We start from the raw sequence: 12,381 nt of genomic DNA on the forward strand, positions 1-12,381 counted from the left end.
ATGACGTCCACTGCGGAGCCGGTGACCGACGCGGAGCAGTCCGCGCCGGTCACCGGCGGGCGGGGTGTCGGCGGGCAGGTTCAGGGGCCGTCGCGGGGTTCCCGTCGGGGTGGGCGCGGCGCGGGTCGTCGGTCGCCGGTCGGGTCGCGGGCGCCGCTCGTCCTGCTGGCCCCGGCGGCACTGCTGCTCCTGGCCCTCGTCGTCTACCCGCTCGTCCGGCTCGTCGTCATCTCGTTCCAGGACTACGGGCTGCGGGCGATCTTCACCGGGCAGGCCGGGTTCACCGGGCTGACGAACTACACGGACGTCCTGGCGGATGCGTCGTTCTGGCCGGTCATCCTGCGCACCGTGCTCGTGACGGGCGCGATGGTCCTCGGCACGATCGTCATCGGCATGGGGGTGGCGCAGCTGCTCACCCGTCTCGGGGTCGCGATGCGCACGATCGTCAGTGTCGTGCTCGTGCTGGCCTGGGCGATGCCGAACGTGGCCTCGAGCCTGGTCTGGCAGTGGCTCTTCCAGCCGTTCTACGGCGTGCTCAACTGGCTCATCACGCAGCTGCGGGTGTTCGGGGACCACACGCAGGACAACTGGGCCTCGCACCCGGGGCAGGCGTACACGATCGTGCTGACGCTCGTCATCTGGCAGGCCGTGCCGTTCGTGGCGCTGACGCTGTACGCCGCGCAGTCCCAGATCGCGCCGGAGTACTACGAGGCCGGTGCGCTCGACGGGGCCTCGGTGTGGACGATGTACCGCGCGATCACGCTGCCGGCACTCGCGCCGACGCTGCTGCTCGTGTCGATCCTGTCGGTGATCTGGGACTTCAACGTCTTCAACCAGATCTGGCTGCTCACCCGCGGCGGACCGGAGGAGGCCACGCTGACCCTCGGCATCTGGACCTTCGTGCAGTCGTTCGTGTCCAACGCCTACGGGCAGGGCGCGGCGATCGCCGTGATCTCGACCCTGATCCTCGGGGTGCTCACCAGCTACTACATCCGCCGGCTCGTCCGCAGCGGTGAGGAGGACCTGTGACCGTCTCGAGAACGGCGCCCCGTGCGGGCAGCGTCTCCGCGCCGGGCCCCGTGCGGGTGCGCAAACGCAAGCCGCGCATCGTCGCGAACACCATCGCCGTGGTGTTCTGCCTGGTCTGGGTGTTCCCGATCTACTGGATGGTGAACACGGCCTTCAAGCCCGCCGACGAGGTCACCACGATGACCCCGATCTGGGCGCCGCTGCACCCGACGCTCGACAACTTCACGCGGGCGCTCACGCAGGAGGGCTTCCTGGTCTACCTGCGGAACTCCACCATCGTCGTGGTGGCGGCCGTGCTGCTGTCGATCGTCGTCGGGTTCCTGGCGTCGGCGGCTCTGTCGCGGTTCCGGTTCCGCGGCCGCCGGGCGATCCTGGTCGCGATCCTGTTCGTGCAGATGATCCCGTCGGGCGCACTGCTCATCCCGCTGTTCCTGTCGTTCCAGACCCTCGGGCTGCTGAACAGCTACGTCGGGCTGATCCTGGCGTACGTGGCGAGCGTGCTGCCCTTCTCGATCTGGGTGATGCGCGGCTTCTTCGTGGCCGTCCCCGTCGAGATCGAAGAGGCGGCGAAGGTGGACGGCGCCGGCACCTTCCGGATCCTGTGGAGCGTGCTGTTCCCGCTCGTCATGCCCGGGGTCATCGCAACGAGCGTGTTCGCGTTCATCGCGGCGTGGAACGACTACCTGATCACGTACGTGATGCTCAAGGACCAGGGGATGTACACGCTGCCGGTCTGGCTCGCCGGGTTCTCGACGAACAAGGGCACCGACTTCGGCGGGCTGATGGCGGCGAGCGTGCTGTTCTCGATCCCCGTCGTGGTGTTCTTCCTCATCGTGCAGCGCCGGCTGGTCAGCGGGATGACGGCGGGTGCCGTGAAGGGGTAGCGGTCGGACGACCAGCACCTGTGGACGTGTTGGTTGCATGACGGAACGGTTGCGTTCTTGTGGGTTTCAGACGTACAGTGCTCGAAACCCAACGGAACGAAGGAGTTCGGGCATGTACGCAACCGAGCGGCACACCGCCATCGCCGCCGAGCTGCAGTCCGCCGGTCGTGTGTCGGTCGCCGGTCTGGCCGAGCACTTCGACGTCACCACCGAGACCGTGCGCCGTGACCTCGACGCGCTCGAGTCCGCCGGGGTCCTGCGCCGGGTGCACGGGGGAGCGGTCCCCGTCGGCCGCTCGAGCGTCGTCGAACTCAGCGTCGCCGAGCGCGAGGGGCAGCACGGCACCGCGAAGTCCGCGATCGCCCGCGCCGCGATGCGCCTGGTGCCCCCGACCTTCACCGGCTCGATCGCCCTCGACGCCGGCACCACCTGCGCCGCCGTCGCCTCCGAACTCGCCCGCTGGGAGCCCGAGGTCGCCGGCTCGACGATCACCGTCATCACGAACTCGGTGCCGATCGCCGCGACCCTGCAGCACAGCGAGCACCTCGAACTGCACCTGCTCGGCGGCCGCGTGCGTGGGGTCACGAGCGCGGCGGTCGGCACGGCCACCGTCGAGCAGATCGGCGCGCTCCGGCCCGACGTGGCGTTCATCGGCACGAACGGCCTGTCCGCCGGCTTCGGTCTGAGCACCCCGGACGAGTACGAGGCCGCCGTGAAGGGCGCCTACGTGCTCGCCGCCCGACGGGCCGTGGTGCTCGCCGACGCCGCCAAGCACGGCGTGGAGGCCCTGATGCGGTTCGCGCGCCTGGACGAGATCGACACGCTCGTCACCGACGAACAGCCCCCGGCCGACCTCGCCGGCGCGCTCGCCGACGCCGACGTCGAGGTGGTCGTCGCATGAACGCCCGCATCGTCACGGTCACCCCGAACCCGTCCCTCGACCGCACGATCGAGCTCGCCGGCGAACTGCAGCGCGGCGCCGTCCAGCGTGCGACCCGGTCCACCGCGGAACCCGGCGGCAAGGGCGTCAACGTCTCCCGCGTGGTCGTCGCGAGCGGTGGGGACACCGTCGCCGTCCTGCCCGGCGACGAGCTCGACCCGGTGCTGCTCGGCCTGGCCACCCGCGGCATCCCGACGGCCGCGCTGGCGATCGGGGCGCCCCTCCGCTCGAACGTCACCGTGACCGAACCGACCGGCACCACGACGAAGCTCAACGAACCCGGCCCCTCGCTCGCCGGCCGCCTCGACGACCTCGCCGCCCTGGTCGCCGACACCGCCGCTGCGACCGCCACCGGCCCCGCCGCACGCTGGGTCGTGGTCGCCGGGTCGCTGCCGCCCGGTCTGCCCGACGACGCACTCGCCGTGCTCGTCCGCGCTGTCCGTGCCCGCCACGGTGCCGACGTCCGGGTCGCCGTCGACTCGTCCGGGGTGCCGTTCACCGCGCTGCTGCAGTCGGGCGAACGGATCGACCTGGTGAAGCCGAACGCCGAGGAACTCGCCGAGGTCGTCGGCGGCGACCCCGAGGAGTACGAGCGCGACCTCGACGCCGCGGTGGCCGGAGCCCAGCGGCTGCGGCGGAAGAACGTCGGCACCGTGCTACTCACCCTGGGCAGCGCCGGCGCCGTGCTGGTCTCCGACGAGGGCGCGTTCGCCGCCGCTGCACCGAAGATCGTCGCCCGGTCGACGGTCGGCGCGGGGGACTCCTCCCTCGCCGGCTACCTGCTCGCCGAGGTCGCCGGAGCCGCACCCGAGCAGCGTCTCGCACAGGCCGTCGCCACCGGTGCCGCGGCCGCAGCCCTGCCCGGCAGCGACGTGCCGGCACTCGACCACACCGACCCGACGGCGGTCTCCGTCCGGGTGCTCGACACGCACCCGGCCCCCGAACCCGCCTGATCCCCTCCCCACCCCGCCCGACCACCCCACGAACACCTGCACCACCGCGCGATCAGCGCCATTGCGAAGGAGCAAGCACATGTCCGCAGACCCGAGTCCGCGCCTCATCAGCGCACAGCTCGTCGGCCTCGACGAGGACCTCGGCGCCACGTCGACCGACGTCATCCGGGTGCTCGCCGATCGCGTCGCCGCGACCGGCCGCGCCGCCGACGGTGCCACGCTCGCCGACGACGCCATCAAGCGCGAGGCGAGCGTCGGAACGGGCGTCCCCGGTGGCATCGCCATCCCGCACGCCCGGTCGGCGTCGGTGTCCGAGCCGACGCTGGCGTTCTCGCGCCTGGCCCGGAAGGTGCCGTTCGGCGCCCCGGACGGCGACGCCGACATCGTCTTCATGATCGCCGTGCCCGAGGGGGCGGACAAGGATCACCTGACGGTCCTCTCGACCCTGGCCCGCGCGCTCATCCGCGAGGACTTCACGGCCGCGCTCCGTGCCGCGACCACCCCCGACGAGATCGTCCGGTTGGTCGACGACGAGGTGAGCGGCGAAGTGGCCGAGGCAGGCGTCGGGAAGGCGAGTGGTGCCTCCGAACCGGCCACCGCGCCGGAGGCGGGCCGCAAGGTCTTCGTCGGCGTCACCGCCTGCCCGACCGGCATCGCGCACACCTACATGGCGGCCGACGCCCTCGTCGCCGCCGCCCAGCGTGCCGGTGCCGAGATGCACATCGAGACGCAGGGGTCCTCGCAGGTCGAACCCCTCGACCCGGCCCTCATCGCCCGTGCCGACGCCGTCGTGTTCGCGGTCGACGTCGACGTCCGCGACCGCGGTCGGTTCGCCGGCAAGCCGCTCGTGTCCGGACCCGTCAAGCGCGGTGTCGACGAGCCCGACAAGATGATCGCCGAGGCGATCCGCGCCTCGGAGGACCCGCACGCCGCACGCGTGCAGGGCGGTGCCGCCGTCGAGGGCGAGACGAACAAGTCGAACGAGCACTTCGGGCAGGCGCTCAAGCGCTGGCTGCTCACCGGCGTCAGCTACATGATCCCGTTCGTCGCCGGTGGCGGGCTCCTCATCGCGCTCGGCTTCCTGCTCTCCGGGTACGGCATCGCGCTGACCCACGGTGACTCGGGGCAGAACAACGCCGTCTTCACGCTCACGAACTACACCCTGCTGAACCTGCCGCCGGAGGGCCTCGGCTACTACCTCGGCGCCGCCGCGTTCCAGATCGGCTCCGTGTCGCTCGGGTTCCTGGTCGCAGCACTCGCCGGGTACATCGCCTACGCCATCGCCGACCGCCCGGGCATCGCACCGGGCTTCGTGGCCGGGTCCATCGCCGTGTTCATGAACGCCGGGTTCCTCGGTGGTCTGGTCGGCGGCCTCATCGCCGGTGCCGCCGCGTACTGGATCGGGCGCATCCCGACCTGGCGCTGGCTGCGTGGCCTGATGCCGGTCGTGATCATCCCGCTGTTCGCATCGATCATCGCCTCGGGCCTCATGCTCCTGGTGCTCGGTGGCCCGATCGCCTGGGTCATGACCGAGCTCACCGCCTGGCTCAACTCCCTGTCGGGTGCCTCGGCCGTCCTGCTCGGGATCATCCTCGGGCTGATGATGGCGTTCGACCTCGGCGGCCCGGTCAACAAGGTGGCGTACGCGTTCGCCGTCGCCGGGCTCGGTGCCGGGACCGCGAGCAACACGGTGCCGTTCGAGATCATGGCCGCCGTGATGGGTGCCGGCATGGTGCCGCCGCTCGCGATGGCGCTCGCCTCGACGCTCTTCTACCGCAAGGGCTTCACGAAGCCGGAGCGGGAGAACGGCAAGGCTGCCTACCTGCTTGGCCTCTCCTTCATCTCGGAGGGTGCGATCCCGTTCGCCGCAGCCGACCCGCTCCGCGTCATCCCCGCGTCGATGGTCGGGGCTGCGGTCACCGGTGCGATCTCGATGGCGGTCGGCGTGACGTCGCGGGCGCCGCACGGTGGCGTGTTCGTGTTCTTCGCCATCGGCAACTTCTGGGCCTGGCTCGGGGCGGTCGTGCTCGGTGCGTTCATCTCGGCCGGTGTGCTCGTCGCCCTGAAGAAGTGGGTCCGTCGTCGCCCCGTCGACGAGGCTGCTGCGGGCAGCGAGGCTGCCGTGGCCGGCGAGACGGTGGGGCAGCGCGCGCCGGTCGCTGCGTAGTCGACCCCCGCACACTACGGACGGGAGGCCCGGTGCCAAGCTGGCACCGGGCCTCCCGTCCGTCGTCCGGTCGCGTTGCGGGCCGGACGTGCGTCGGTCAGGCGGCCATCGCGAGCGCCGACGGGTCGACCTGACCGGGGACGCACTCGTCGACGTCGCACGGTGCGATCGGCGCGACCGACGTGTGGGTGATCTTCGGGTGCACGGGACGACGTTCGGTCTCGCCGCGTCCGATGAGGTCCTCGTGCAGCTTCTCGCCCGCCCGCAGGCCCGTGAACACGATGTCGGACGGGCTCCCGGTGGCCTGGAGCATGCGCCGTGCGATGTCGAGGATCCGGACCGGGGCGCCCATGTCGAGCACGAGGACCTCGCCGGGGTGGGCGATCGCAGCGGACTGGATCACGAGGTGGCACGCCTCGGGGATGGACATGAAGTAGCGGGTGGCGTCGGGGTGGGTGACGGTGAGGGGTCGTCCGGCACGGATCAGCTCCGCGAAGAGCGGGAGCATCGAGCCACGGCTGCCGAGGACGTTGCCGAACCGGACCGACACGTAGTCGTGGCCCGTGTCGGCGGCGGTCCAGGCGGTCAACCGCTCGGCGATGCGCTTGGTCGATCCGAGCACGCTCGTCGGGTTCGCGGCCTTGTCGGTCGAGATGTTCACGAGCGTCCCCACGCCCGCGGCAGCAGCGGCCCGGAGGACGTTCAGGGTGCCGAGGACGTTCGTCTTCCAGCCTTCGTCCGGGTACTGCTCGAGCATCGGCAGGTGCTTCAGCGCCGCGGCGTGGAAGACGACGTCGGGCCGGCGGCTGAGCATGATGTCGCGGATGGCGTCGGCGTCGCGGATGTCGGCGAGGACGACGTTCTTCGTGTCCAGCAGCCCGTGACCGTCCACGGAGACCTGCACCTGCTGCAGGGCGGTCTCGTCGCGGTCGAGCATGATGATCTCCGCCGGCTCGAACCGGACGAGCTGTCGGCAGAGTTCACTGCCGATCGAGCCGCCGGCGCCCGTGATCAGCACCGACCGGCCCCGGACGAAGTCGACGGTGATCTCGAGCTCGGCCTCGGGCTGTCGATCCCCGATCAGTGCGTCGATGTCGAGCCCGTCGAGGCCGGGGATGCTGCGCTGTGGCATGGGGGTCTCCTCCGTGAAGTCCTCCCCAGTGTGAACCTTTCACATGTGAAATGTCAATTGGTCAGTCGGCGATGTTCGCCGTCACCGCGTCGATGTACGCCGCACGCTCCTCCCGCGAGTGCGGGCGCCCCGGGATGCCCGGTCGCTGCTCCCACGGGAACGGGCCCGCCTCGTGCCGGTACTCGATGCCCATGGCCTCGAGCCGGGCGGTGTGCTCGGCCAGGCGTCCGCGGAACTCGGCGAGGTCGCGCGGCCCGGTGGTGTCGGCCGACCACAGTGCCTCGGCGAGGGCGGCGACACGGGGGAAGAGCTGGTAGTCGAGCCGACGGGCGGTGTCGACGTGCTCCGTCCACATGTTGCCCTGGCCGCCGATGACGTGGGTGCGCTCGGCGTCGGTGAGCCCAGACGGCACCGGGTCGAAGGCGAAGACGTCGTCGACGGTGAGCACGATCGACACCGGGATCGGCTCGGTCGACAGGTCGCTCTGGCGGTAGTCGAGGTACACCTGGTCGTCCGGCGACGAGATGACGTCGTGCCCGCGGCGGGCGGCGGTCCGCGCGCCCGTCAGCCCGCGCCAGGAGACCACGGTCGCCGAGGGGTCGAGCGTGCCGCCCTCGAGGATCTCGTCCCACCCGAACGCCCGCCGGCCGTGCGACTCGACGTGTGCGGCGAGCTGGCCGATGATCCAGGCCTGCAGCTGTTCCTCGTCCTGCAGTCCGAGCTCGCGGATGCGCTCCTGGGTGCGCGGGTCGGTCTCCCACTGCACCTTCGGGCACTCGTCGCCGCCGATGCCGATGTAGCCGGAGGGGAAGAGCGCGATGACCTCGTCGAGGACGTCCTTGAAGAAGTCGATCGTGGCGTCCTCGGCGTTCAGGACGTCGTCGGCGATGCCCCACTCCGTCCACACCTCGACCGGTTCGCCCGTGACGCCGAGCGACGGGTAGGCCGCCAGCGCCGCGCGGACGTGCCCGGGGGTCTCGATCTCGGGGACGACGGTGACGAACCGGTCGGCCGCGTACGCCACGATCTCGCGGATGTCGTCCTGCGTGTAGTACCCGCCGTGCGGGCGGCCGTCGAACCCGGCGACGACGAGTGTGCCGTCCGGCCCGGGGACGTGCGCGCCGACCTGGGACTCCCGACGCCAGGACCCGACCTCGGTGAGGCGCGGGTACTTCCGGATCTCGATGCGCCACCCCTGGTCCTCGGTGAGGTGGAAGTGCAGGCGGTTGATCCGGTGCGCGGCGAGCTGGTCGACCACCCGCATGACCTCGTGCTTCGTCCGGAAGTGCCGGGCGACGTCGAGCATCACGCCACGCCAGGCGAAGGCGGGGGCGTCCTCGACGACCACGGCGGGGACGGACCACGGACCGGTCGCGACCCGGCCGCTGCGGTACACGTCCGGGGGCAGCAGCTGCAGCAGGGCCTGCACGCCGTAGAAGACCCCGGCGGGCGAGCCGCCGACGACGTCGACGCCGTCCGGCGTCACCGTGAGGCGGAACGACTCCGCCCGGTCGCCCTCCGGCGTCGTCGGGCCCGCGGGCAGGGACGGGTCGTCGGCGACGCGCAGCGTGATCGTGCCGGTCCCCGGTGCCGTGTCGTCGAGGGCGTCCCGCACCGGCAGCCCGGTCGATCCCCGCAGGGTCTGCTGCAGGTACAGTCGGACGGACTCGCTCGCCGGGTCGGCGGCGATCCGGGTCGACGGGGTGATCTCGAAGGCCCCGACACCGGGAGCGGTGCGGCGCGGTCGTGGGACGAGCATGTCGGAGCCACCATTCCTCAATGATCTTTCGTAATGTGGAGGCTATGGCCGTGCAGCAGACCGTGTCAACGACCCCGGGCGCCGTCGGGACGACCCCGGGCGTCCTGCGGCAGATGAACTCGCGGGCCATCCTCGACGAGCTCCTGCGCGACGACGTCTCCCGCACGGTCACCGAGCTCGGGCGCACGGTCGGACTCTCCCGCCCCACGGTCGAGGCGGCGCTCGCCGACCTGGTCGACGAGGGGTGGGTGACCGAGGCCGAGGCCATCGCGACCCCGAACAAGGCCGGTCGTCGGGCCAAGCGCTTCGCGGCGGACGCGTCGGCCGGCTCCGTGCTCGGCGTGGACCTCGGCCTGCACGGGATCGTCGGCGTGCGCGCGGACCTGCGCGGCGTCACGCTCGCCCGGGTCGAGGAGCGCTACACCGACCTCGCCGACGCCGAACAGGCCTGGTCGAGCGTGCAGGACGTCGTCCGTCGGCTGACGTCGCCCGTCGGTGGCACGGTCGGCGGCCCCGCCGGTGGCGCGCCGGTGCTCGGCGCCACGTTCGGGGTCCCGGCGGTCGTCGACCGCGACGGCGCGATCGACTACACGGTCGCGGTGCCGGAGTGGGTCGAGCGACGGGTGCCCGGTCGGATCCAGGACCTCTTCCCCGGGGTCGCCACCTTCTTCGACAACGACGCGAAGCTGGCCGCCACGGCCGAGGCGCGGTGGGGGCGGTTCCACGGCGTCCGGGACGGCCTGTACCTGGTCATGGGTCGGCAGATCGGTGCCGCGCTGGTGGTCGACGGCTCGTTGGCGCGCGGTGCGCGTGGTGCCGCCGGTGAGATGGGCGGTATCGCCTCGACCGGCTGGCCCGCCGCGCCCGCCCGCCTGGAGGCCCGGATCCCGTCCGACACGGACCTCGAGTCCGTCATCGCAGCGGCCGCGCAGGGCTCGGTGTCGGCAGTCGAGACCGTCCGCGCGTTCGCCGCCGACGTGGCACCCGGCGTCGTGCAGCTCGTGACGACGATCGACCCCGAGGTCGTCGTCGTCGGTGGCGAGGTCCTGCCGGCTGCCGAGGTGTTCTGCGCCGCGCTCGACGAGATCGTCACGCCACAGCTCCGGCACCCGGTGGCGTTCGCCCCGTCGACCGTCGGTCGCGACGCCGTCGCGTGGGGCGCACTCGCGCGGTCGCTCGCGCACGTCCGGTCCGCTCACATGGGACTCGGCTGACACCCAGGGAGCGTGCCGGGTCCTGACAGGGCGTTCAGGGATGCTGGGGGCATGACGACTGCCGTGACCACCCGTGCCATGACCGTCGCCAGTGGCGACTCCACCGCTCCGTCGGACCTCGGGGGACTCTCCGGCCTGGTGCTGCAGCTGATCGACGCCCTGGGGGAGTGGGGCGTCGGGCTGATGCTCTTCGTCGAGACGGTGTTCCCGCCCATCCCGTCCGAGGTCATCCTGCCGCTGGCCGGGTTCCTCGCGGGCGCCGGCCAGATGAACCTCGTGCTGGTCCTGGTGCTGGCGACGATCGGGTCGTACCTCGGGGCGCTGGTGCTGTACTGGCTCGGCGCGAAGATCGGGTTCGAACGCACCACGCGGTGGTTCGGCAAGCTGCCCCTCGTCGACGAGGACGACTTCCGGAAGGCGGCCGGCTGGTTCCACCGGCACGGCAAGAGCGCGGTGTTCTTCGGCCGGTTCGTCCCGATCGTCCGCAGCCTCATCTCGCTGCCGGCCGGCGCCGACCGCATGCACCTCGGCACGTTCTCGGTGTTCACGATCATCGCGAGCGGCATCTGGAACAGCGCACTCGTGCTGCTCGGTGCCGCGTTCGGGTCGCAGTACGACCAGGTCGAGGCGTACACCGAGTGGATCGACCGCGTGCTCTACGTCGCGATCGCCGCGGTCGTGGTGACCTTCGTCGTGCGCCGGGTCCGCCGTGTCCGCGCCGAGCGGCGTACGGGCGGCCCCGACGACCACGACGACGACGCCGGCAGCCCTGCCGTGGGCGGTGCCCGGGGTCGTCGTCGCGCCGAGCCCGCCCGCGACTGAGCCTCAGGCCTTCGTCAGCGCCGACTCCTTGTGGGCGGCCTGCTTGCCGCTCTTCTCCGACTCGACGATCCAGTACGGGTCGTCGTCGGTCGGCTTGAAGTGCTGCCCGTCGAACTCGAAGTCGCTCGTCCGCTTCCGCACGAGCGTGCCGGTCGTCGTGCCCTGCGAAGTGTTCCAGTGCACCTCGTCACCCTTCGACAACGCCATGCTGTCCTCCTTGCGCGATTCTTCGTCCTGGTGGAGGTCGGACTGTACCCCGTCGATCCCCGGGAACTCAGGGAAGTACGGCGATCACGATGTCGTAACGGCCATGCGGATCGAGAGTCGGACGCGTACCGTTTCCCCTGAGCCCACACGCCGGCAGCGGCCGCGGAACCACGGGCTCCGGACGGGACGACGGACACCATGACCCTGCTGGACAGCGCGCGGGCGGACACCGTCCTCTCTGCGCGGTACCGGCTCGTGAAGCTCATCGGCACCGGCGGCATGGGATCCGTCTACGAAGCCCGTGACGAGCACACGTACCGGGCCGTGGCCGTGAAGCTCTTCGCGACCCCGGACAAGATGACCACCGCCGACCGTGTCCGCCAGGAGCGCGAGATCCGGCTGCTCAGCATGCTCTCCCACCCGGGCCTCATCCCGCTGTACGACGCCGGCACCCACGAGTTCGAGGACGGCCCGCACCGGTTCATCGTGATGGAGCTCATCGCCGACACGACGCTGCTCCGCCGCCTGTCCGAGGGCGCCCTGCACAACTACGAGGTGGCCGACCTCGGTGCGCAGCTCGCCGACGCCCTGGCCTACGTGCACTCCCGCGGCATCGTGCACCGCGACGTCAAGCCCGCCAACATCCTGATCAGCGACGAGGGCTCGTCCGGGTTCGCCCGCACGGTCAAGCTCACCGACTTCGGCGTCGCCCACTTCGTCGACGGCTCCCGCCTGACGAACGACGGCACCGTCATCGGCACCGCCGCCTACCTCAGCCCGGAGCAGGTCGCCGGCGAACCGATCAGCTTCGCCACCGACGTGTACTCGCTCGGGCTCGTCCTGCTCGAGGCGCTGACCGGCAAGCAGGAGTACTCGGGCACCCTCATCGAGGCCGCACTCGCCCGGCTCCGCCGCGACCCGGAGGTCCCGGACGACGTCGCCGACGAGTGGCGCGAGCTGCTCAGCCGGATGACGGCCCGCGACCCGGAGCGCCGACCCACGGCGGTCGCCATCGCCAACGCGCTGCGCGGCGGCTCCACCCAGATCACCGGCCCGGTGCCGCTCGGTCCGGAACGCGTCAAGCACCAGCGCGACCACCGCATGCACCGCGCCGCGCACCGGCACGCCAAGCGCGGCACGTTCTCGGCGGTGCGTCGCTGGCGTCGGCGGAACGTCCTGGTCGGGTCCTTCGCGGCCTTCGGCGTCACCGCGGCCTGCGTGGCCGCCTACGTCGCGGGCGCCCTGCACTGACCCCTCTGGCGGCTCCGTGCTCC

Annotated in this window: 11 protein-coding genes; 8 read left to right on the top strand and 3 right to left on the bottom strand. The window is 71.6% G+C overall.

All coding sequences use genetic code 11. From position 1 onward, the window contains the following. The 5 genes from DEJ20_RS02835 to DEJ20_RS02855 all read left to right on the top strand — a co-directional run bounded on the left by DEJ20_RS02835 (position 1) and on the right by DEJ20_RS02855 (position 5,973). Entirely contained in the window at positions 1-1,029 is a 1,029-nt protein-coding gene (locus DEJ20_RS02835) for a carbohydrate ABC transporter permease (protein ID WP_111234845.1), read from the top strand. Next, the gene (locus DEJ20_RS02840) at positions 1,026-1,913 is read left to right on the top strand and encodes a carbohydrate ABC transporter permease (protein ID WP_258377114.1); all 888 of its coding nucleotides are present in this window, start codon (positions 1,026-1,028) and stop codon (positions 1,911-1,913) included. The genes DEJ20_RS02835 and DEJ20_RS02840 overlap by 4 nt, the downstream gene beginning before the upstream one ends. Before the next feature lie 112 nt (positions 1,914-2,025). Further along, positions 2,026-2,814: a DeoR/GlpR family DNA-binding transcription regulator gene (locus tag DEJ20_RS02845; RefSeq protein WP_071404329.1), complete on the top strand. Its 789-nt coding sequence runs from the start codon at positions 2,026-2,028 to the stop codon at positions 2,812-2,814. Continuing rightward, positions 2,811-3,806, top strand: coding sequence for a 1-phosphofructokinase family hexose kinase (locus DEJ20_RS02850; protein WP_111234846.1), 996 nt, complete (start codon positions 2,811-2,813; stop codon positions 3,804-3,806). The genes DEJ20_RS02845 and DEJ20_RS02850 overlap by 4 nt, the downstream gene beginning before the upstream one ends. 79 nt (positions 3,807-3,885) lie before the next feature. After that, positions 3,886-5,973: a PTS fructose transporter subunit IIABC gene (locus tag DEJ20_RS02855; protein ID WP_111234847.1), complete on the top strand. Its 2,088-nt coding sequence runs from the start codon at positions 3,886-3,888 to the stop codon at positions 5,971-5,973. Positions 5,974-6,070: 97 nt separating this feature from the next. Here DEJ20_RS02855 and DEJ20_RS02860 read toward each other — a convergent pair whose 3' ends face one another. After that, positions 6,071-7,105: a UDP-N-acetylglucosamine 4,6-dehydratase family protein gene (locus tag DEJ20_RS02860; RefSeq protein WP_111234848.1), complete on the bottom strand. Its 1,035-nt coding sequence runs from the start codon at positions 7,103-7,105 to the stop codon at positions 6,071-6,073. Positions 7,106-7,166: 61 nt separating this feature from the next. Then, on the bottom strand, positions 7,167-8,864 hold the full coding sequence (locus DEJ20_RS02865; RefSeq protein ID WP_111234849.1) for a beta-N-acetylhexosaminidase: 1,698 nt from the start codon (positions 8,862-8,864) through the stop codon (positions 7,167-7,169). A gap of 50 nt (positions 8,865-8,914) precedes the next feature. Between DEJ20_RS02865 and DEJ20_RS02870 the strand changes: the two genes are divergently transcribed. Both DEJ20_RS02870 and DEJ20_RS02875 read left to right on the top strand, forming a co-directional pair. Further along, the gene (locus DEJ20_RS02870; protein WP_181431488.1) at positions 8,915-10,078 is read left to right on the top strand and encodes an ROK family transcriptional regulator; all 1,164 of its coding nucleotides are present in this window, start codon (positions 8,915-8,917) and stop codon (positions 10,076-10,078) included. A 51-nt stretch (positions 10,079-10,129) separates the two neighbouring features. Further along, positions 10,130-10,900: a DedA family protein gene (locus DEJ20_RS02875; protein ID WP_258377115.1), complete on the top strand. Its 771-nt coding sequence runs from the start codon at positions 10,130-10,132 to the stop codon at positions 10,898-10,900. Positions 10,901-10,903: 3 nt separating this feature from the next. Here the strand turns inward: DEJ20_RS02875 and DEJ20_RS02880 are convergent, their stop codons facing one another. Then, positions 10,904-11,107: a hypervirulence associated TUDOR domain-containing protein gene (locus DEJ20_RS02880; protein ID WP_111234851.1), complete on the bottom strand. Its 204-nt coding sequence runs from the start codon at positions 11,105-11,107 to the stop codon at positions 10,904-10,906. A gap of 198 nt (positions 11,108-11,305) precedes the next feature. Between DEJ20_RS02880 and DEJ20_RS02885 the strand changes: the two genes are divergently transcribed. After that, the gene (locus DEJ20_RS02885) at positions 11,306-12,358 is read left to right on the top strand and encodes a serine/threonine-protein kinase (RefSeq protein ID WP_110864242.1); all 1,053 of its coding nucleotides are present in this window, start codon (positions 11,306-11,308) and stop codon (positions 12,356-12,358) included. The last annotated feature ends 23 nt before the right edge of the window (positions 12,359-12,381 follow it).

This window comes from Curtobacterium sp. MCSS17_005 (genome assembly GCF_003234225.2).
Taxonomy (GTDB): Bacteria; Actinomycetota; Actinomycetes; order Actinomycetales; family Microbacteriaceae; genus Curtobacterium; species Curtobacterium flaccumfaciens.